Raw genomic sequence first — 16135 nt, forward strand, 5'->3', positions numbered from 1 at the left:
AATAGCAAAAGGGGCGAACCGCAGTTCGCCCCTTTTTCATTGCCTGAACGCTTAAGCTACAACGGTAATTTTATAACCGGCGAACTCAACTTTCTGGCCTGCCACAATCTTGCAGCGCTTACGCGTTTCGATTGCGCCATCCACGCGGACTTCGCCATCCGCGATAGCCACTTTTGCCTGCGCACCGCTCTGCACCCAACCTTCAAGTTTCAGCAGGTCACACAAATCAACGTGAGCATGTTCGCCCAAAGAAAAACTGGCCATTATGCCTCCTCCACGTCGTGATACTCTTCGCACGCGACTAATGTATTTTGAATCAGGGTCGCGACAGTCATTGGACCGACGCCACCGGGAACCGGGGTGATATAAGACGCACGCTCAGAAGCGCTCGCGAAATCCACATCGCCCACCACTTTACCGCTCTCCAGACGATTGATGCCAACATCAATCACTACCGCGCCTGGCTTGATCCAGTCACCCGGAATAAAGCCTGGTTTGCCGACCGCCACCACCAGCAGATCGGCGTGCTCAACGTGATGACGCAGATCTTTGGTGAAACGGTGCGTGACGGTGGTGGTGCAGCCCGCCAGCAGCAGCTCCATGCTCATCGGACGACCAACGATATTGGATGCGCCAACCACCACGGCGTTCAGACCGTAGGTATCGATATTGTAGCGCTCCAGCAGCGTGACGATGCCGCGCGGCGTACAAGGACGCAGCTTCGGCGCACGCTGGCACAAACGACCGATGTTGTACGGATGGAAGCCATCGACATCTTTGTCCGGCACGATGCGTTCCAGCACTTTGACATTATCGATGCCGGCTGGCAGCGGCAGCTGAACCAGAATACCGTCGATTTCGCTGTCATTGTTCAGCGTATCGATCAGTTCCAGCAGTTCGGCTTCGCTGGTGGTCGCAGGCAGATCATAAGAGCGGGAGATAAAGCCCACTTCATCACAGGCGCGACGTTTGCTGGCGACATAGATCTGCGAAGCGGGGTTCTCACCCACCAGCACCACTGCCAAACCTGGTGCACGTTTACCGGCTGCCAGACGCTGCTGTACTTTTTCGGCAACCTCAAGGCGCACCTGCTGCGCAATCGTTTTACCGTCAATAATTTTTGCTGCCATCAGAGAGGAAATCCATCTGTAGAGAGTTAAATCGGGGATTGGCGCCTATTCTGTCAGAAGCGCGTGCGGCTGTCAGGTAGAGATTCATTTCACCCGTGCGTTTCACGACTTTCCGCAGTGACGTGAGGCCGCCTTAGCGCGTATTATGTCCCTCAGGAAATTATGTGGATGCCGTGATGATTTGGTTAATACTCGCCACGCTGGCGGTGGTGTTTGTTGTAGGGTTTCAACTACTGACGGCCGGTTCGCGCCATGCTGCGCAAGGGCTGAGTAAACGGCTGCAACTGCCGCCGGTGCACATCGAGTCGATGCTGTCGCTGATGGGTAAGGACGCGGCCAAAGAGTTCACCGATTACATCGCGGGCGATAACGAAACTCACCTGGCTAACGGAGCCGCTGTGATGCTGATCTGGCAGGTGTTGATTGTCGATGGCAGCGATGAGAACGCGGTGCGTTGGCACGGGATTCTGACTAAAGCTGGATTTTCGGGACTGATATCGCGGCAGCAGCTGTTGCTGGCGTTGGGATTTCTGCGGCAGCTGGAGCCGGAGAGTGCGGAACTGCATGCGCTGCGGGAGCAGTATAATGCGCGGTTTACGCAGCAGGGGATCGAGCTGGAAGGTGAGGCGGGTGAGGTGAGTAACCTGGTGTCGATGAGCGAGTGGCGTAAGCGGCATTGATGGGCAGGGGAGATTGTTGGGCACGGCATGGGCATGGGTATTGAAGGCAGATGGAGCGCAGTATGGGGCGTATTGCTCGGTCTTCAGGACGAATTGTTCAATGATTCAACACTCTGGAGCCGCAGGGCGGCAAAAACGTTGACGCGAGAGCGTGCAAACGTATAATCCGACGCAACCACTATGCGCCCTTAGCTCAGCTGGATAGAGCACCGGCCTTCTAAGCCGTAGGTCACAGGTTCGAATCCTGTAGGGCGTACCAAGCTAAATCAACGAGTTACCTCTCCCCCTCCGCTTTCAAATTTTCCCCGTGGGACAGATTTGGGACACGACTGCCAAAAATCGCATCAATTTGCCTCGCATGTTCCGTCAGATGGTTCGGTGCCAGGTGAGCATACCGGCGCACCATGTCAATGCTTTCCCATCCCCCCATTTCCTGAAGCGCTGACAGCGGAACACCAGACTGGATTAACCAGCTTGCCCAGGTGTGCCTCAGGTCGTGGAAACGGAAATCCTCAATGCCTGCCCGTTTAAGTGCTGCCCGCCATGCAGTATTGGAATCCACCCGTGTTTTGCGCACGGTCGCCGTTGTGGTTCCGTCACTTCTCTTCGCTGATTCGGTGTGAACGAATACCCAGTTGTGATGCCGGCCAATCTGTTTGCGCAGAACGGTCTCGGCTGTGCCATTCAGGGCAACGCCAATTGCTCTGCCTGACTTGCTGTCTTCCGGGTAAATCCATGCCACTTTCCTCTGCAGGTCTATCTGCTGCCACTTCAGGTCGACGATGTTAGAGCGGCGCAGTCCTGTTGCCAGCGCAAACTCTACGGTAGACTTGAGGGGTTCGGGGCATTCATCAATCAGTCGCTGAGCTTCAGCGGGTTCGAGCCAACGCACCCGCTTATTTCTTTCCTGTGGCACCTTAATCACCGGTGACTTCTCGATCCACTTCCAGTCACGTTCAGCGGCGCGCATCAGCGCCTTCATCAGAGCAAGGTGCTTGGCCTTGGTCGATGTGGAAACTGCCACCGGCTTATAGGCACCGAGATCCATTCCCTTCTTCGCCATCGTGGCCGAACGCTGGTTCCATCGCTCCTCTGATTTACGGTTGGTCATTTTACTGACGGCCGCATAAATCTTCGCTTCGCTGATGTCCTTCAGCAATACCCCTTCAAAATGCATGAGCCAGAATCCGATCCGGCCCTTGTCTGCATCGATAGACTTCTTATGCGCTTTCTCTTCAAACCAGCGCATACAGGCCTCCTCGAACGTCACATCAGGGAAATCCCCGAGACGCTCTATTCGCCACAGTTCAGCCTTTCTGCGGTCGTGTAGCTCCTGCGCTTGCTTTCTGTCCTCTGTCCCAAGAGATTCTTTAATGCGCTTGCCGCCTGGCGTCGTGTAGCTCCCGTACCAGACGGAGCCCCTGCGGAAGATCGACATGTTGATTTCTCCTCATGTGCATCTGCCGCGCTCACGGCGACAGTGTGCATTGGATTATTGAGTGCGGCAATACATGCCTGGCGGGTGAGAAGGTAGGGTGACTTCGGTTTAGACGGGTCTTTGCGCGTTGCCGTCAGCCTGCCGGTTCGAATCCACTGCTGGCAGGTTGGTCGGGAAATTCCGAGGAACGCGCAGGCCTCATCCATAGAAAGTGAATAGCTTTCCATTGGCTCTCCGGATGTTGGTATATGACAACAAAAGTGGTTAATCGGGTGGGATGTGGCTATATGGCAACATTACTTTGGTTCAGGCCATAGCCAGGCGATGATGATTGAGATAATCAGGGCAACCCACTGAAGCAGGTCGCCAAGCGTTATGGGTTCGTCGCAGGTGGTGGTCATTCAACTTTGTTCAACTGCTTCATGTGGATGAAGTAATCACCGGTGTAAATCTCTTCGTCTTTTAGAGTTTGAACTTGAACGGCATGAGCGTAACGATAGGCATCACTTGCATGCTCCATTTCTACGGTGCCGCTGAATCCACGAACTACGACTCCAGACTTAAAAATTAACCCGCTATAAAAATAAACGGACATAACAACTCCTCACGCAGAGCGCGATAAAGGTTTTGTGGTGGAGGATTAGTGGTTGGTGTGCTGCTCGCGTTCTTTCTTTGTCGCGTATCGCCACGTGTAACCACGATGTGACTTAGCACGGCCACTGATTGCTTCTTTGATGCCGGAACGGTGGAAGCCAGGCGCGTAATATGCTGAACGGAAATACACCTGCTCGCCGGTATCTTTGTGAGTACCGACAACAGCCATTTGGCGTGATGGCATTTCTTTCACTTCGACATCTCCTTTTCAATCTGGCGCACGTAATACACGAGCCAGGATTTTGGCCGGAATGTATTGGGTGGCAGGCAGTCAATGGTTTTGGCGTGGCGATCAAGAATGTTGGTGATGATGCGATCGTGTTCTGATTTGGGCCTGCCATCAATGGCGGTGAGGATTTCCGTTCTGCACTTACGCGCTACGGAGCGCATAATGTTTTGAGTTTCAACACTCATTGCCTGCATCTAGGCACCCCGTATTGGCTTGCTCATCCTCAAAACTTACATAGAAATCACCATGCTTTTCTTTTATGAAGCGGTGATATGCCTTGCTCGCTTCTAAGGGTGTTGAATAATATCCAATGTGGTGAGTTTGCTCATTTATGCATGCTCTAGCGTGCCATTTGCCCAAGCCCTTATGAAATGAAACACCTCTAAATCCAGATGAGTTATCCGACCTCATTGAGCGGTTCACGGCATTTTCGTTGCCTGAACAAAGCCTCAAGTTTGATATTCTATTGTCTTGTTTATTCCTGTTTATATGGTCTATCTCGCTATCAGGTAGCTCTCCATGCATGTATAGCCAAGCAAGTCGGTGGGCGCGATAGCGTACCCCTTCAATGGCTATCGTTACATAACCGCGCGATATGGTTCCTGCCACATCGCCCCTTCTGCAGTTGTTATTTATCGATACCTTTCTTGTAAAAACGCCCGTGACTGGGTCGTAGATTAAGTAGCACTTCAATAGCTCTTGCGATAAATCCAGATGCCTTTTAGTCATCGTCATGCCACCTTTCTGTGCCGCTGCGCCCACAATTCCTTCTCATGGTCTTCCCGGCACTCACTGCAGCAATAGCTTGTGCCTTCAAGTGATGGCTCGCCACAGTCAGCGTTTAAACATACCGGTGAGCGCGGCGCGGGTATCGGGCGATTAGCCAGCGCTATCTCTGTGTTGAGGATTTCGAGGTCTGATGCTGCGTCAATTTCATCGCACATGGTATTTCTCCAGATTGCAGGAAATAAAAAAGGCCGCCGAAGCGACCCTTTCATACTCAATATTCTTAAACCTTGTTAAATGCCAGAATATCAATTTCATCAACTTTAATGTCATTCTTTTCAGCAAGGTACTTACCAAAGGATGAGAATGCGTTAGAAGCATCCTCTCCCTTCACAATGCCATAATTGGTAACCTTTTCACCATCTTTGGTGAAGGAATATCTAACGAACCATGAAAATTTAATATCTTTCATTTACCTTCCTCTTTCTAATAAACCGAATCGCTGAGTATTTATTTATATCACCAATGATTACTTAAATTGCCGGGGAATTGTAAATGCGCTATCAGTAGGTGAGCACTCAAGTGGTGCTGTCGGCGGGCTTGCTGAAGTTGCTTTCCAGAACATCATTCGCCCAGAACCACGCTTCCTTTTCGTCGTAGCCCAGCCTGATAAAGCGCTCATAGTGAATATTCAGGCGGTACTCTCTAACCCTGCGTTTTGCTTTCGACTGGCTTCGTGAGGGTTTTGTAGTTTTGACATAAAACCAAGGTGGGTGATTTTCTCCGTGCAGCATGATTTTTCTGTTGCTGATACGAAAAATCCTCTGTCGCTTTCCCTGCGCCAGTGCCCGCTGTGCTGCGCGGCTGCTAATCATCGCTGCCACCTTTAGCTGTGTCGTTCGATTTTGGTAACTCTTTCGTGGCTTCTAACACCATTTTGCTGCCATCATCCAACCCCCATTCAACGCGACCACCCTCAGCTATAACTAGCTGCCAAACCATCTGCGCAGCTTCATTAGTCACGTCACGGCCGCGATCATTACCAACGCGCTGGCGAACGCCGTTGCCGAGGTCTTTCATCTTAGCGAGTTGGATAGTTTTACTGAATGGTGAGAAACCAAGTTCTAATCGTGCCATGTTCTTTCCCCTTATTCGCCAACCGGCCACAGGCCAGCCTTGATTAATCTGGCGCGGCGCTGTGCCGCCTCTGTGTTTATGCGCTGGCTGTCGTTGGTAGCCATGCCGAAAGCGCGCCATGAAACGACGATGGCCTTCGGGTTTTTGTGAGTGATGCGTTTGGTGCTGACAAGCGTGTAAGTGAAGTCGGTGCAGCCATCTACCAGCACCGGGTCAGTAGCGGTAATTACCGCCGTTTCACCGCGCAGGCAGCCGCGCATAATGCTGTTGAACTGGCCCAGCGACATATGAAAAAGGTCGCTTAATTCGCGCCCAGTCTTCGGTCCCTTACTCAGTTGGAAAACTACCTTTTCCTTGAATCCCGAATTCGGGTGATTGTTGCGGCGGTAGTTAGGAAGTTTCATCATGGCTAACCGCCTATTTAATGATGAGTGACGGCTTGCCCAGCTTGATGTGAGCTCCGGGAATCTCGATGCCTGCCTCAATCTGCTGTTTTATAGCCAGTTTGTTAGGCTTAATCGTGGTTTCGTACTCGACATAGTCAGCGGGGATCGAGCCAGCATCTGTGATTTCAACTGACTTGGACGGTGCGCGGACGGTAACCTGATGAATTCCGGCCTTGAGCGATTTCTTGCCTGCGGTTTCAAGCGATTTGGCAACGTAATCTTTGATGCTTGTCACACGATTCTCAGCAGCACGGGCGCGCTCTGCAAGCTTGCGGCTCTCTTCCTTGAGGGTTTCCGCGTATGCCGATTCGTTTTTACATACGGCCAGGCACTGCTCAACCTTCCCCTCAAGCTCCCACTCGATAGCGTCCAGCGTGTCAGCAATCATCTCCGGCTCCATGCCAGAATCGGTTAATGCAGCAAAGTCATTGGCGATTTGGTATAGAGCGGTCATACGACTGCCTCCAGTTTGTTTTTGGCTTCGTGGTAAATCTGCTGAACGTTCTGCTGTACTGGCATTCCAGCTGTCATCTTGTAGGCTTTCTGGAATACCGATTTAAGCTCGTTAATTGACGAGCAAAGTGGCATCTGTTCGCAGAGTTCATTGAGGTTATTGCTGAATTCTTCGTTGCGCTGCTGTTCGTCCTGAACAACTTTTTCCTCTGGTACGTATGGCATTGTCGGCTCAGTGAAAACGCCTTCGGTCTCATTCAGCATGTCCGTTGCATTATCGAGACGATCTGCACGAGGCCAGTACTTGCTGGCGCGCTTAACGATGGTCTTCCTTGCCATCTCAGACCAGAAGTTAACCCATGGTCCCTTTGGTGATGTGCCGGCTTTACTCACCTTCCTGATATCTTCAATCTCAGCCAGGCTCATCTCTTCCGTGAGGTAATCCCCGTCTGCCGTCTTAACTGTGCAGTAGCCACCAATCACCGCGCCGCGTTCCTCTGGAGTCACGAAGGCGCTGTATTTGTGGGTTGGCGCTTTATCAAGTCCGTTCGGTTCGTATGTGTCGCTGGCGTGAACCAGTTTGCACTGTCCCCACTTGATGACGCCTGCTGCCTGAGCGATATGCAGCAGGCCCATGTAGCTGATGTCGAGGCAAATCATCCCGTCACGCGGCACCAGGTATGCCAGCTTGCTTGCCGGGTTGAGGCTGATGCCAATGGCTGCAACGTTGATGATCGCGTTCTGTGCACTGGTGGGGTTGCTAATGGCTGTCTTAGCCAGACAGTCATTTTTCTGGAACAGCTGAATGGCGAACTGGCTTTCCTTAGCCCATGTGATTGACTGGTCGGAAACCGCACCAACGAACAGCGGCTCCTGCTTTTTTACGAATTCAACTAAATCGAAGCTCATCACGCCACCTCGTTGTGAATCACATTTACACCACGCATTCGTTCTCCTGCTGCAACCATCAGGTCGCGCAGCACCTTATCAAGCTCGATGTGGGCATCATCATCCGAGTCCAGCATCTGAGCCGCTACGCCGCCGTAGTGCTGCTGCAGGAAGTTCTGAGCAGCCATCATCAGCGGGTTGACGTGATGCGTATCGAGGTAATCATCAACCTCTTTGGCAACTTCCTGCTTATCGCGATCGGGAAGTGCCGCGGCAATACTCAGCACCCGAACCTTGTCGCGTGCGTTCAGTGTGAATCGGCTCATTTAACTGACCTCCGTAACAGCTGCATTGCCATAGCCCATTTCGCTTTGTCGCCGAAGAGATGGGCCTCTCGTGAAAGCTCCTGAGCCTTCGTGAAATAGCGGTTTTTCATAGTACTTAGCCCTCCATCAACTTGAAGGTATGGCCTTTATGTGCAGGGCTTTTCCCTCGAATGCATCTCGTTACGCAGGTCTGAGTGAATCCCTTAGATTCAATATCTCTTCGACCCTCAAGCACTTGCTCTAACCCTGTGGAAATTTCAGTGGCGATGATAAATCCGCCGAACTTGCCGTGATTTCGTCCATAAAGAGTTTCAGGGCGAATTTTATTAAGACCGATTCGGAACGCGTGCTTTTGGTTATGCGATGCAGTGCACCATTCTAAATTCTCGGGTCGATTATCAGTTTTAATGCCATTGATATGGTTTACTTGGGGGCCACTTCCAGCCACAAATGCCGTAGCAACAAGTCGATGGACCTGAAATGTTTTCGACTTACATTCCCTCCAAAGCCCTACACTCGGATATCCATATTTATTTATTTGCAGAGCCAATAGCTTTCCCTTGCGCCTGTGACCAGAACTAACAACCCTGTCAACTGTCCTTACTGCCCCCAAATTTGAAACTTCAGCTATGCCTTCATATCCTTTAACTGGAAGCCAAATCTCCATTACGGCGTACCTCGCTGATTCAGTGTGTCAACAATCAAGCGCAAGCCTTTCTTAACACTGGTTTGGATGCGTCCGATGACACGGTCGAGTTGTGATTCGTTTAACTGAGCAGCGCCCATGCTGACGCCGCCCGCGATGGAATAGCTCATCATGGGTATTGCTCCTGAAATTAGTTGATTGGTGTTGGAAAAAAGAACGGCACCATTGCGGTGCCGAAAGGGATGATACTTTCTGGTTCTGGAAGCCCTCTAAGGCGGTGATGCAGAATGCATCGTCATGCCGTCAGAGATAACGGCATTGCGGTGTCACTCGGTTGGTGGTTCAGGTATCGGCATCCAGTGCGTGATATCTGTCCCTTTAACATCACCATATGATGAGAACGCTATCCATGGCTTAGGTAGCTTTCCTGACATGCATTCACAGATTCCCACCAGAACGCCGTCAGTGGCTATCACTTCCACAGACAGGGAGTGCTTATCTTCTGGCGGAAGACCGACAGGCATTCTTTCATCCACGCTAATCCACTCCATACATCCTCCTGTCAGGTGTTACTGGATCGGGCCGCGAGCATTGCATCAGCCAGCAGCCACGCATCATCAGCTCTGAATTTTGCGAATTCAGAAGTTACATTGTCCGAGATTGAACGATTGCCCATCATTCCCATCAGTGCTGCCGCCGCGAACGTGTCACGCAAATCAGTGGTGTCAGGCTGCTCAGGGCCATCCTCTGTGAAGCGATAAAGCATATCGAAGTCGCCATCATCATCGAATGATGTGTGCTCATATGCCCAGCGATGGCCTTCCAGCCAAAAATTGCTTGGGTATGGAGTTCCACGCGGGAATCTGACTTTCATGTACTCGGCGTGAAGTGCCGTATCCTTGTAAACTTTCAACGTGTGTTTCATCACTCACTCCCTCATGTCCGGCATTACCGAACTACTGACAAAAATAAACCCGCTCGGGGCGGGCTATACAACTTGCAAATTTTTGATGTCGACACCCTCATAATCATGTGTCCATATGGGGGTAAGTCCGTCTATCAAACCTTCAGGTAAGTCATCCTTTCTGCACCACTCCCAAATCATTGGGTGTTCAAATCCTGCGGCGCTGATGGGGTCAAGCCATGGTTCGTCTCCACCGTCATCATCTAACAGGCAAACGTAATCACCCATAATTGCAATCATTCCTCGCTCAGCGAACGGGTGCTTGCCGCGGTACATCGTCACAGTTGCCATACTCACCTCTATAAGTTCTGCTGCGCCCACGATGGGTGAACGATTAAATATCCAACCAATCCCGGATAGCATCGGCAGCGCATAAAACCAGAGAAAGCATTGCCAGTACGAACAGTGCTAAACAAATTTCCATGCGGTGCCTCCAATAAAAAAGGCCGCCTAAGCGACCTGTCAGTTGGTTTTCACTATGACCTTGAGCGAATCACTCACTTCCTGAAGCTTGAGCTTCACGGTATCCTGAATGCCGCCAACGATAACGGTATTCGCTTGCTGAACAGCCTGTTTCATAGCTGTTTCGATGCTGTAATGTAGGTGGTTGTTAATCAGGTGGCTTACGCGTGTTTGAGTGCCTTTCCATCCGTATGAGTCTGAAGCACTTCTCGGCTTGCCTTCATAGTTAACTTCTTCTGTTAACCACTTCTCAGATCGACCAATCAGGTACTGGATGAACGTTACAGGCTCACCTTTCTTCTCACCCCATGAATTGGTTTCTTGCAGTACCAGGCTCTCGAGCTTGTCATTCACGATTGGGTAAATGTGCTTTTCGGCAACCTTATTGATACCTTCGTCGATAGCTTTGCGGATCTGGTCGTCCAAGCGGCGCTTTAACTGACTTGGAACTTCGTATTCATCGCCGTCTTCGTCCATTGAGTAACTGCTGAATAACTTAGAAACCATGCTTTCAACAACGCGATCCTGCAATTCTTCCTGTGTAATGCCCAATGCTGCTAAATCGATACTGCTCATATTCATTTCCTCGCCGTTAAGATGTCTTTTGATTTGCGATAGCCAGCGGCAAATATCGCGATTTCCGGTAAGCACGCTGACTTGCTCTCATGCTTCTCACGCAGACTTGGTGAGGATGTGGCGCGGGCTACGTTTAAGCTGCATCCTGAGAGAGCCACAGTAAGCTTTTTACCAAAGCGGTTAGCGTCGGTAGCCTCTGCTGCTTTCTTCGCGTTGTAGGCCGCCATGCGGCGTTGATTTCTGGTCATGGGTGTTCCTCGATGAGTGCTTTGGTGGTGAGATGGCTGGAATCGAACCAGCTTCCATCGGTGCGCTGCCGATCGCAGTACGCGCGGCGTTTCGCTACATAACCGGTGTTTCACGACCGCCTATCTGCTAGCTCGCCATTGAGCTTCACCTCACCCCGAAGCACTCGCCTCGGCCTGTGTATTCACAGGGCTAAATTGTTAAAGAGCAAAAGTCCGTTTAGTTGTTCGCCAGCGTCCTGCTGATGAGATAAAGAATACTCACAGTATTTAATTAAGTAAATACCCGTAGTATTCATTTCTTTCAATAAATAGCCTTAGTATTGATTTTTAAGTAAATTTATTTTTTTACTGGCTTGATGTTATTCTCTGGTGGTCACTATTTGAGCGGGGTGGGGTATGTATTCTAAGGAATCAGACGAGCTTTATGACGAGATGTGCCGTGTGGTGGGCGACATGGTTTTTACGCTGAATGATTTTGGCGTGGAGTCTAAGCAATTGGTGATAGCTGATGCGCTCAGGACGGCGCTGGCATCTAATAACCCCGAGCGATCAGCTTTACTGGTGAAGGCAATGGAAGCGGCGATGAAAGTTTTAGATCGTTGAAAGCCCGATGTCGGGCTTATATCAAAGCAGGCGCAATTTAGTTTCTATGGCTACGCCAATGATCTTGCAGTTGCCATTGATCGGCGTTAAAGGCCATTGCGGATTAAGGCCTTTCAGGAATTTCTGACTTCCATCTATCACAAGCTTCTTGAAGGTAGCCTCATTGTCATCTACCAACTTAGCAATCACCAAGTTTCCGTTAGCCGCCTCACGACCCGTATCAAACAGGACGAACGTTCCTTCTGGAATGCTCAAGCCCATAGGTGCGGTCATGGAATCACCCTCTACTTCAAGCCAGAAAGCATCTCCCTGAGTATGCGCGTCTGACTCCAGCCAAAGATCAATATCCTTTAGTGTGTAAGGCTCGCATGCCTCAGCCCATGCGCCAGCCTGAACCTTGCTCAAAACCGGATACCTAGAGCCCCTAACGTGAGCCCTTGGATTCGATACATTGTTATCCATGAAGCTGTTGTATCTGTTTACCTCGTTAGCCAGCGTTGGGCTGATATCAGAGACGTTTACCTGGAGAATGCGAGCAAGCTCAGTCACAGCCGGAACGTTCAAAGCGATCCTGCCATTCATGTAATGCCCTACAGCACCCTGAGAAATCCCCAGCGCATCAGCGATCGTGTACTGGGTTATTTTTAATTCTTTTTTCTTCGACTCATACAAAGCCTTAAGGCGCTGCGCGTCTCTTAGCTGTTCTGCCGTCAGGGATTTTTTGTTTTCCATTACCTCATTCTAATACCGCAGGTAATTACATCAAAATACCGGGGATATTTACAAAAACAAATACCCGTAGTATTCTTCTGTTGTGACCTTCAAGGAGCAGGCCTATGAACCGAATGACACTTGAGGATTACGCAAAAATTCACGGTCAGGCTAAGGCCGCGAAAGATTTTGGGGTAATCCAGTGCGCTATCAGCAAGGCCATCCGTACTGGGCGAAAAATTTTCGTAACCGTTCATGCGGATGGATCAGTCGAGGGAGAGGAGTCAAAGCCTTTCCCTAGCAGCAAGAAATAATCACCACGCTCTTTATCAATCTGACCGCCCTCGGAAATCCAGGGCAATACCAACTGACCTTGTTACTGCAAGGTACAGCAAGTTCTTACATCACAAGGAAATACTAACGAATGGAACGTACACAGAACCGCACAAGTGCGCGAAGTATTGAAAGCGCCCTGTTGAACAAGATCGCCATTAAGGGAAGCCAGCAAGTGGCTGAAGCAATTGGCGTTGACCGTTCGCAGATCACCAGATGGAAGGAAACATTCATCCCAAAGATTTCAATGCTGCTTTCGGTATTGGAGTGGGGTGTTGTGGATGACGACTTAGCCCGGCTGGCAAAGCAGGTTGCGTCGCTTCTTCAAAAGCAAAAATCCCCAACTGCTCGAACAGTTGAGGATTCTCAATTCACACTAAGTTTCTGAGGTAATTATACATGCAATTATCTACAGCAGTAAACACTACGATGACAAGCCGTGAAATTGCTGATCTTACTGATAAGCGCCACTTTGATGTGATGCGCGACATCGAGCGTATGTATGAGCAGTTAGGTGAAGATGTGAAGGGGTGTGCGAAAAAATTCGTACACCCCCAGAACGGACAGGAGTACAGCGAGTACTCATTAGATCGTGAGCACACTGAGTGCCTTGTTACCGGCTACAGCGCTATGTTGCGCATGAAGGTGATTAAACGCCTTCGTGAGCTTGAAAGCTCTAACAGCCTGCCTACCGATTACCTTTCTGCACTCAAGGCACTAACCGTAGAAGTTGAGCAGCGTCAGGTTCTGGAAAACCAGCTGGCAATCGCCGCGCCGAAAGTGCAATTCGTTGACAGCTACGTTAACGCCAGCGGATCACTCGGCTTTCGCGAGACCTGCAAGTTATTGCACATCAAAGAGAACGCCTTCCGTCAGTTCCTGCTGGAAAGCGAGATCATGTATCTGCTGGCTGGCAAGCTGACCCCATACGCTCAGCATATCGATGCAGGCCGCTTCACCGTGAAGACTGGTGAGAACCAGAACAACGGACACGCCTTCACACAAAACAAATTCACGCCTAAAGGCATCCAGTGGATCGCCGGTCTATGGGCCGCTCATCAGGTTCAGGAGCGCGCCGCATGAGTACCGCAAAAGTATTTGATTTTAATGCTGCAAAGCAACTCAGGAGCAACAGGATGGAGAACCAGAAACATGGTTACATCCCGTTGTACCGGAGCGTCAAAAAGCAGCCTTGGGCAAAGGATGTCTTTCTCAGGACACTGTGGGAAAACCTTCTTATTGACGCAGCCAGACAGCCATATACGGCGAATTACAAAGGCCACAGATGGCCGCTGGAAATCGGGCAACTGGTAACAACCTCAGCAGATATTGGACTATCACTGTGTGATCGCAATGGTGAGCCAACCAGCCGTCACGCAGTAGAAAGGATGCTGGCATTTTTCGTGAAGGAAGAGATGATTTCTGTACTGGCTGAACGCCGAAAAGGAACGCTGATCACCATCCTGAATTACGCCGAATATGCCGAAAAAATAGCCTCCACCCCCGCGCATAAAGCCGCGCATATGTCCGCGCATAACGAAGCCAGTGATACCAAGGCTTCAGATGCTACCCCCGCGCATATGTCCGAGCATAAAGCCGCGCATCATGAACAAGAATATAAAAACAATAATACTAAAAAGACTACGTCAGAGAATTCTAACGAATCCCCTGACTCACCCCCTAAGCGGCTTCCAACTCTTCGTCCTGATGCAGCCATTCAATCACCGAAAGGAGATAAGTGGGGAACATCGGACGACCTGAAAGCGGCTGAATGGCTCTTCGCCAAAGTTCGAGTTGTCGCCCCAACGGCGCAAGAGCCCAACTGGCCAACTTGGTCGAATGATATTCGCCTTATGCGCAATGCGCTGAAGTGCTCACATCACGACATCTGCGAAGTATTCAAATGGGCTAACGCTGATCACTTTTGGCAAACCAACGTAATGAGCCCTGCAAAGCTTCGCGAGAAGTGGCAAACGTTGAAAGCCCAGATGAATCAGGCCAAACGCAATCGACCAGCCAGCGAACCGCAGCAACCAGCGGCGCACTGGAACGATAAAAAAGAGTGGGAGAATAATTTCCTATGAGAAACCTCGTATCAGCAATTCAAAACCGTGACGCTGGCGCTCTCGCTCGCATCGCTGGTGATGGACCGCAACCTGTCGATCGTGGCGTGCACGAAGACGTGGAGCGCCTGGTAGACGCCCTGTTCAGCAACCTCAAGCAGGTATTCCCGGCATCGGTCAGCACCGCCTGGAAGAACCCAAATGATGAAGCAGCAGCCAAACGCCAGTGGATCGCCGCATTCGCCGAGAACGGCATTCACAATCGCCAGCAGCTTTCGGCCGGTATGCGTGAAGCGCGCGCAAGTGGTTCGCCGTTCCTGCCTTCACCTGGTGAATTCATCGCTTGGTGCAAGAAGGGCGCCTCAGTCGCCGCAGGACTACCAGACGAAGACACGCTGTATTCGCTGGTGATGGCCTACTGCGCCAAGCGGGGCGGATATGTCACTGCCGAGGAATACCCATGGGGCAGCAACGCCGAATACTGGATGGTCACCGGCCTGTACAGCATGATGCGCGCCGGAAATCTGAGCGAAGCAGAACTGCGCGTTAAGTGCCGGTCAGAGCTACGCAAGATGTCGCAGCGTATCGAATCTGGCGAAGACATACCGGAGCCGCGAAAGCAGCTGCTGAAGCTCTCCATCCCATCAACCAGCGAGAAGGCACTGGACGGCGTTGCAATGCTTCGAGCCACCCTGAAGAGAGGCAAATCATGAGCGAAGGAATCCGCATCAGTTTTGAACGACTGTACCGCAGCGTGCACGGCGAAAAGCATGACCTGCGCCGCACGTACTTAGGCTATCGGGATGCCATTGTCGATCGCGCGTTTTTCTTCTGGCTGGAAGGCCGGGAAGGGGCAGCATCATGACTATTCGTGTTACCCAAATTCAGGAAGCCACTCTGGACTTCATGAAGCGCTACAGCTCCGAGCACGGTTTCTTCCCGACCATCACCGAAATCACAGAGGCTATGGGCTGGAAGTCGCGCAATACTGCTTACCTGCACGTCAAAGCGCTGGAGAAAAAGGGCATCGTGCAGCGCAAGCATAAACGAAGCCGCAGCATCGTTATCGCCGACAACGGCATCAGCCTGCCCGACATCAACGACAGCGAATACTGGTACGAAGGCGTATTCAAGCCGCAGCTTTACCAGCGTGACGTGGTGGAAGCTATCAAATCGGCTGGCATGAAAGTTAAGGAGCCATCATGACACAGGTAATTCACGGACTGACCCGCGAGCAGTTAACCGGGCTGACGTTTGACCCGAAAGATCGCCTGCTTAAAGCGCTGATTGAGAACCGTGACAAGTACACAATCAGCAAAGATGGCGTGGTCATAATGAAGCCGGAAGAGACAATCGCAGCTCTCAGGAAGTTGTGCGATTCCCGTTCTAACAATGGCGGCAAGAGCAACAAGGGGGAGTGAG

General features: G+C 51.0%; 32 protein-coding genes, 2 tRNA genes and 1 pseudogene. 11 read left to right on the forward strand and 24 right to left on the reverse strand.

All coding sequences use genetic code 11. The features are described from left to right. Positions 1 to 51: 51 nt before the first annotated feature. Both ybcJ and folD read right to left on the reverse strand, forming a co-directional pair. A complete protein-coding gene (gene ybcJ, locus ACXI0A_RS06550) occupies positions 52 to 264 on the reverse strand; it encodes a ribosome-associated protein YbcJ (RefSeq protein ID WP_034828230.1) in 213 nt (70 codons plus the stop codon). After that, complete coding sequence (folD, locus tag ACXI0A_RS06555; RefSeq protein ID WP_034828233.1) at positions 264 to 1130, reverse strand: bifunctional methylenetetrahydrofolate dehydrogenase/methenyltetrahydrofolate cyclohydrolase FolD; 867 nt, start codon at positions 1128 to 1130, stop codon at positions 264 to 266. The genes ybcJ and folD overlap by 1 nt, the downstream gene beginning before the upstream one ends. Before the next feature lie 176 nt (positions 1131 to 1306). Between folD and ACXI0A_RS06560 the strand changes: the two genes are divergently transcribed. Together ACXI0A_RS06560 and ACXI0A_RS06565 are read left to right on the forward strand one after the other, a co-directional pair. Further along, positions 1307 to 1810, forward strand: a complete 504-nt coding sequence (locus ACXI0A_RS06560; protein WP_436339392.1) for a DUF1198 family protein — start codon at positions 1307 to 1309, stop codon at positions 1808 to 1810. Positions 1811 to 1992: 182 nt separating this feature from the next. Then, a tRNA-Arg gene (locus ACXI0A_RS06565) sits at positions 1993 to 2069 on the forward strand. Positions 2070 to 2084: 15 nt separating this feature from the next. Here ACXI0A_RS06565 and ACXI0A_RS06570 read toward each other — a convergent pair. From ACXI0A_RS06570 to ACXI0A_RS06670, 21 genes and pseudogenes are all read right to left on the reverse strand, one after another. After that, positions 2085 to 3248, reverse strand: coding sequence for a tyrosine-type recombinase/integrase (locus ACXI0A_RS06570; RefSeq protein ID WP_476149780.1), 1164 nt, complete (start codon positions 3246 to 3248; stop codon positions 2085 to 2087). A gap of 134 nt (positions 3249 to 3382) precedes the next feature. After that, positions 3383 to 3475: pseudogene (locus tag ACXI0A_RS06575) on the reverse strand (helix-turn-helix domain-containing protein); the annotation flags it as partial. A gap of 170 nt (positions 3476 to 3645) precedes the next feature. Further along, positions 3646 to 3843, reverse strand: coding sequence for a hypothetical protein (locus tag ACXI0A_RS06580; RefSeq protein ID WP_476149778.1), 198 nt, complete (start codon positions 3841 to 3843; stop codon positions 3646 to 3648). A 45-nt stretch (positions 3844 to 3888) separates the two neighbouring features. Continuing rightward, positions 3889 to 4095 (reverse strand): hypothetical protein, encoded by a 207-nt coding sequence (locus ACXI0A_RS06585; protein ID WP_476149776.1) that lies wholly within the window; start codon positions 4093 to 4095, stop codon positions 3889 to 3891. After that, positions 4092 to 4316 carry a hypothetical protein gene (locus ACXI0A_RS06590; RefSeq protein WP_479485190.1) on the reverse strand — a complete coding sequence of 75 codons (225 nt, stop codon included), beginning with the start codon at positions 4314 to 4316 and terminating at the stop codon, positions 4092 to 4094. The genes ACXI0A_RS06585 and ACXI0A_RS06590 overlap by 4 nt, the downstream gene beginning before the upstream one ends. Next, positions 4306 to 4866 (reverse strand): HNH endonuclease signature motif containing protein, encoded by a 561-nt coding sequence (locus ACXI0A_RS06595; protein WP_479485191.1) that lies wholly within the window; start codon positions 4864 to 4866, stop codon positions 4306 to 4308. The genes ACXI0A_RS06590 and ACXI0A_RS06595 overlap by 11 nt, the downstream gene beginning before the upstream one ends. 274 nt (positions 4867 to 5140) lie before the next feature. Further along, complete coding sequence (locus tag ACXI0A_RS06600) at positions 5141 to 5329, reverse strand: hypothetical protein (protein ID WP_476149772.1); 189 nt, start codon at positions 5327 to 5329, stop codon at positions 5141 to 5143. Positions 5330 to 5435: 106 nt separating this feature from the next. Continuing rightward, positions 5436 to 5732 (reverse strand): hypothetical protein, encoded by a 297-nt coding sequence (locus ACXI0A_RS06605; RefSeq protein WP_476149770.1) that lies wholly within the window; start codon positions 5730 to 5732, stop codon positions 5436 to 5438. Beyond that, complete coding sequence (locus ACXI0A_RS06610) at positions 5725 to 5994, reverse strand: DUF7446 family protein (RefSeq protein ID WP_476149769.1); 270 nt, start codon at positions 5992 to 5994, stop codon at positions 5725 to 5727. The genes ACXI0A_RS06605 and ACXI0A_RS06610 overlap by 8 nt, the downstream gene beginning before the upstream one ends. An 11-nt stretch (positions 5995 to 6005) precedes the next feature. Then, complete coding sequence (locus ACXI0A_RS06615) at positions 6006 to 6401, reverse strand: hypothetical protein (protein ID WP_476149767.1); 396 nt, start codon at positions 6399 to 6401, stop codon at positions 6006 to 6008. 10 nt (positions 6402 to 6411) lie between these two features. After that, positions 6412 to 6894, reverse strand: a complete 483-nt coding sequence (locus ACXI0A_RS06620) for a siphovirus Gp157 family protein (RefSeq protein ID WP_476149766.1) — start codon at positions 6892 to 6894, stop codon at positions 6412 to 6414. After that, positions 6891 to 7802, reverse strand: coding sequence for a recombinase RecT (locus ACXI0A_RS06625; protein ID WP_476149764.1), 912 nt, complete (start codon positions 7800 to 7802; stop codon positions 6891 to 6893). The genes ACXI0A_RS06620 and ACXI0A_RS06625 overlap by 4 nt, the downstream gene beginning before the upstream one ends. Further along, entirely contained in the window at positions 7802 to 8107 is a 306-nt protein-coding gene (locus tag ACXI0A_RS06630; protein WP_476149763.1) for a hypothetical protein, read from the reverse strand. The genes ACXI0A_RS06625 and ACXI0A_RS06630 overlap by 1 nt, the downstream gene beginning before the upstream one ends. A 115-nt stretch (positions 8108 to 8222) precedes the next feature. Further along, positions 8223 to 8774 carry an NUMOD4 domain-containing protein gene (locus tag ACXI0A_RS06635; RefSeq protein ID WP_476149762.1) on the reverse strand — a complete coding sequence of 184 codons (552 nt, stop codon included), beginning with the start codon at positions 8772 to 8774 and terminating at the stop codon, positions 8223 to 8225. After that, positions 8774 to 8926 (reverse strand): protease FtsH-inhibitory lysogeny factor CIII, encoded by a 153-nt coding sequence (locus ACXI0A_RS06640; protein WP_476149760.1) that lies wholly within the window; start codon positions 8924 to 8926, stop codon positions 8774 to 8776. The genes ACXI0A_RS06635 and ACXI0A_RS06640 overlap by 1 nt, the downstream gene beginning before the upstream one ends. A gap of 153 nt (positions 8927 to 9079) precedes the next feature. Beyond that, on the reverse strand, positions 9080 to 9304 hold the full coding sequence (locus tag ACXI0A_RS06645; protein WP_476149758.1) for a DUF551 domain-containing protein: 225 nt from the start codon (positions 9302 to 9304) through the stop codon (positions 9080 to 9082). Positions 9305 to 9315: 11 nt separating this feature from the next. Beyond that, on the reverse strand, positions 9316 to 9678 hold the full coding sequence (locus tag ACXI0A_RS06650) for a hypothetical protein (RefSeq protein WP_476149756.1): 363 nt from the start codon (positions 9676 to 9678) through the stop codon (positions 9316 to 9318). 63 nt (positions 9679 to 9741) lie between these two features. Continuing rightward, positions 9742 to 10008: a hypothetical protein gene (locus tag ACXI0A_RS06655; protein WP_476149754.1), complete on the reverse strand. Its 267-nt coding sequence runs from the start codon at positions 10006 to 10008 to the stop codon at positions 9742 to 9744. A gap of 171 nt (positions 10009 to 10179) precedes the next feature. After that, positions 10180 to 10755, reverse strand: a complete 576-nt coding sequence (locus tag ACXI0A_RS06660) for a hypothetical protein (RefSeq protein WP_476149752.1) — start codon at positions 10753 to 10755, stop codon at positions 10180 to 10182. A 2-nt stretch (positions 10756 to 10757) separates the two neighbouring features. Further along, positions 10758 to 11003 carry a transcriptional antitermination N peptide gene (locus ACXI0A_RS06665; protein WP_476149750.1) on the reverse strand — a complete coding sequence of 82 codons (246 nt, stop codon included), beginning with the start codon at positions 11001 to 11003 and terminating at the stop codon, positions 10758 to 10760. 22 nt (positions 11004 to 11025) lie between these two features. Further along, positions 11026 to 11158 (reverse strand) — tRNA-Arg (locus ACXI0A_RS06670). A 241-nt stretch (positions 11159 to 11399) separates the two neighbouring features. Here ACXI0A_RS06670 and ACXI0A_RS06675 point away from each other — a divergent pair. Next, complete coding sequence (locus ACXI0A_RS06675; protein WP_476149749.1) at positions 11400 to 11606, forward strand: DUF2767 family protein; 207 nt, start codon at positions 11400 to 11402, stop codon at positions 11604 to 11606. A 21-nt stretch (positions 11607 to 11627) separates the two neighbouring features. Here ACXI0A_RS06675 and ACXI0A_RS06680 read toward each other — a convergent pair whose 3' ends face one another. Next, positions 11628 to 12338 carry a S24 family peptidase gene (locus ACXI0A_RS06680; protein ID WP_476149748.1) on the reverse strand — a complete coding sequence of 237 codons (711 nt, stop codon included), beginning with the start codon at positions 12336 to 12338 and terminating at the stop codon, positions 11628 to 11630. A gap of 104 nt (positions 12339 to 12442) precedes the next feature. Here ACXI0A_RS06680 and ACXI0A_RS06685 point away from each other — a divergent pair, with 104 nt between their 5' ends. From ACXI0A_RS06685 to ACXI0A_RS06720, 8 genes are all read left to right on the forward strand, one after another. Then, complete coding sequence (locus ACXI0A_RS06685) at positions 12443 to 12631, forward strand: Cro/CI family transcriptional regulator (RefSeq protein WP_476149746.1); 189 nt, start codon at positions 12443 to 12445, stop codon at positions 12629 to 12631. A gap of 110 nt (positions 12632 to 12741) precedes the next feature. Continuing rightward, positions 12742 to 13038 carry a CII family transcriptional regulator gene (locus tag ACXI0A_RS06690; protein ID WP_476149744.1) on the forward strand — a complete coding sequence of 99 codons (297 nt, stop codon included), beginning with the start codon at positions 12742 to 12744 and terminating at the stop codon, positions 13036 to 13038. 41 nt (positions 13039 to 13079) lie between these two features. Then, positions 13080 to 13733: a phage antirepressor KilAC domain-containing protein gene (locus tag ACXI0A_RS06695; RefSeq protein ID WP_476149742.1), complete on the forward strand. Its 654-nt coding sequence runs from the start codon at positions 13080 to 13082 to the stop codon at positions 13731 to 13733. Continuing rightward, a complete protein-coding gene (locus ACXI0A_RS06700; protein WP_476149740.1) occupies positions 13730 to 14734 on the forward strand; it encodes a replication protein in 1005 nt (334 codons plus the stop codon). Before ACXI0A_RS06695 ends, ACXI0A_RS06700 begins: the two co-directional genes overlap by 4 nt. Then, positions 14731 to 15426, forward strand: coding sequence for a replication protein P (locus ACXI0A_RS06705; protein ID WP_479485192.1), 696 nt, complete (start codon positions 14731 to 14733; stop codon positions 15424 to 15426). The genes ACXI0A_RS06700 and ACXI0A_RS06705 overlap by 4 nt, the downstream gene beginning before the upstream one ends. Beyond that, entirely contained in the window at positions 15423 to 15578 is a 156-nt protein-coding gene (locus ACXI0A_RS06710) for a hypothetical protein (RefSeq protein WP_476149737.1), read from the forward strand. The genes ACXI0A_RS06705 and ACXI0A_RS06710 overlap by 4 nt, the downstream gene beginning before the upstream one ends. Then, on the forward strand, positions 15575 to 15919 hold the full coding sequence (locus ACXI0A_RS06715; RefSeq protein ID WP_476149735.1) for a LexA family protein: 345 nt from the start codon (positions 15575 to 15577) through the stop codon (positions 15917 to 15919). The genes ACXI0A_RS06710 and ACXI0A_RS06715 overlap by 4 nt, the downstream gene beginning before the upstream one ends. Then, entirely contained in the window at positions 15916 to 16134 is a 219-nt protein-coding gene (locus ACXI0A_RS06720; RefSeq protein ID WP_476149734.1) for a hypothetical protein, read from the forward strand. The genes ACXI0A_RS06715 and ACXI0A_RS06720 overlap by 4 nt, the downstream gene beginning before the upstream one ends. The last annotated feature ends 1 nt before the right edge of the window (position 16135 follow it).

This window comes from Pantoea sp. C1E2 (assembly GCF_056491465.1).

Bases quoted from the DNA above. Each gene is read 5' to 3' on its own strand.
- ACXI0A_RS06700 (WP_476149740.1), top strand. From the start codon at position 13,730: ATGAGTACCGCAAAAGTATTTGATTTTAATGCTGCAAAGCAACTCAGG.
- ACXI0A_RS06660 (WP_476149752.1), bottom strand. From the start codon at position 10,755: ATGAGCAGTATCGATTTAGCAGCATTGGGCATTACACAGGAAGAATTG.
- ACXI0A_RS06680 (WP_476149748.1), bottom strand. From the start codon at position 12,338: ATGGAAAACAAAAAATCCCTGACGGCAGAACAGCTAAGAGACGCGCAG.
- ACXI0A_RS06675 (WP_476149749.1), top strand. From the start codon at position 11,400: ATGTATTCTAAGGAATCAGACGAGCTTTATGACGAGATGTGCCGTGTG.
- ACXI0A_RS06645 (WP_476149758.1), bottom strand. From the start codon at position 9,304: ATGGAGTGGATTAGCGTGGATGAAAGAATGCCTGTCGGTCTTCCGCCA.
- ACXI0A_RS06690 (WP_476149744.1), top strand. From the start codon at position 12,742: ATGGAACGTACACAGAACCGCACAAGTGCGCGAAGTATTGAAAGCGCC.
- ACXI0A_RS06625 (WP_476149764.1), bottom strand. From the start codon at position 7,802: ATGAGCTTCGATTTAGTTGAATTCGTAAAAAAGCAGGAGCCGCTGTTC.
- folD (WP_034828233.1), bottom strand. From the start codon at position 1,130: ATGGCAGCAAAAATTATTGACGGTAAAACGATTGCGCAGCAGGTGCGC.
- ACXI0A_RS06595 (WP_479485191.1), bottom strand. From the start codon at position 4,866: ATGACGATGACTAAAAGGCATCTGGATTTATCGCAAGAGCTATTGAAG.
- ACXI0A_RS06720 (WP_476149734.1), top strand. From the start codon at position 15,916: ATGACACAGGTAATTCACGGACTGACCCGCGAGCAGTTAACCGGGCTG.
- ACXI0A_RS06640 (WP_476149760.1), bottom strand. From the start codon at position 8,926: ATGATGAGCTATTCCATCGCGGGCGGCGTCAGCATGGGCGCTGCTCAG.
- ACXI0A_RS06580 (WP_476149778.1), bottom strand. From the start codon at position 3,843: ATGTCCGTTTATTTTTATAGCGGGTTAATTTTTAAGTCTGGAGTCGTA.
- ACXI0A_RS06590 (WP_479485190.1), bottom strand. From the start codon at position 4,316: ATGAGTGTTGAAACTCAAAACATTATGCGCTCCGTAGCGCGTAAGTGC.
- ybcJ (WP_034828230.1), bottom strand. From the start codon at position 264: ATGGCCAGTTTTTCTTTGGGCGAACATGCTCACGTTGATTTGTGTGAC.
- ACXI0A_RS06605 (WP_476149770.1), bottom strand. From the start codon at position 5,732: ATGATTAGCAGCCGCGCAGCACAGCGGGCACTGGCGCAGGGAAAGCGA.
- ACXI0A_RS06685 (WP_476149746.1), top strand. From the start codon at position 12,443: ATGAACCGAATGACACTTGAGGATTACGCAAAAATTCACGGTCAGGCT.
- ACXI0A_RS06560 (WP_436339392.1), top strand. From the start codon at position 1,307: ATGATTTGGTTAATACTCGCCACGCTGGCGGTGGTGTTTGTTGTAGGG.
- ACXI0A_RS06695 (WP_476149742.1), top strand. From the start codon at position 13,080: ATGACAAGCCGTGAAATTGCTGATCTTACTGATAAGCGCCACTTTGAT.
- ACXI0A_RS06615 (WP_476149767.1), bottom strand. From the start codon at position 6,401: ATGATGAAACTTCCTAACTACCGCCGCAACAATCACCCGAATTCGGGA.
- ACXI0A_RS06655 (WP_476149754.1), bottom strand. From the start codon at position 10,008: ATGGCAACTGTGACGATGTACCGCGGCAAGCACCCGTTCGCTGAGCGA.
- ACXI0A_RS06715 (WP_476149735.1), top strand. From the start codon at position 15,575: ATGACTATTCGTGTTACCCAAATTCAGGAAGCCACTCTGGACTTCATG.
- ACXI0A_RS06650 (WP_476149756.1), bottom strand. From the start codon at position 9,678: ATGAAACACACGTTGAAAGTTTACAAGGATACGGCACTTCACGCCGAG.
- ACXI0A_RS06705 (WP_479485192.1), top strand. From the start codon at position 14,731: ATGAGAAACCTCGTATCAGCAATTCAAAACCGTGACGCTGGCGCTCTC.
- ACXI0A_RS06630 (WP_476149763.1), bottom strand. From the start codon at position 8,107: ATGAGCCGATTCACACTGAACGCACGCGACAAGGTTCGGGTGCTGAGT.
- ACXI0A_RS06620 (WP_476149766.1), bottom strand. From the start codon at position 6,894: ATGACCGCTCTATACCAAATCGCCAATGACTTTGCTGCATTAACCGAT.
- ACXI0A_RS06665 (WP_476149750.1), bottom strand. From the start codon at position 11,003: ATGACCAGAAATCAACGCCGCATGGCGGCCTACAACGCGAAGAAAGCA.
- ACXI0A_RS06635 (WP_476149762.1), bottom strand. From the start codon at position 8,774: ATGGAGATTTGGCTTCCAGTTAAAGGATATGAAGGCATAGCTGAAGTT.
- ACXI0A_RS06710 (WP_476149737.1), top strand. From the start codon at position 15,423: ATGAGCGAAGGAATCCGCATCAGTTTTGAACGACTGTACCGCAGCGTG.
- ACXI0A_RS06610 (WP_476149769.1), bottom strand. From the start codon at position 5,994: ATGGCACGATTAGAACTTGGTTTCTCACCATTCAGTAAAACTATCCAA.
- ACXI0A_RS06600 (WP_476149772.1), bottom strand. From the start codon at position 5,329: ATGAAAGATATTAAATTTTCATGGTTCGTTAGATATTCCTTCACCAAA.
- ACXI0A_RS06570 (WP_476149780.1), bottom strand. From the start codon at position 3,248: ATGTCGATCTTCCGCAGGGGCTCCGTCTGGTACGGGAGCTACACGACG.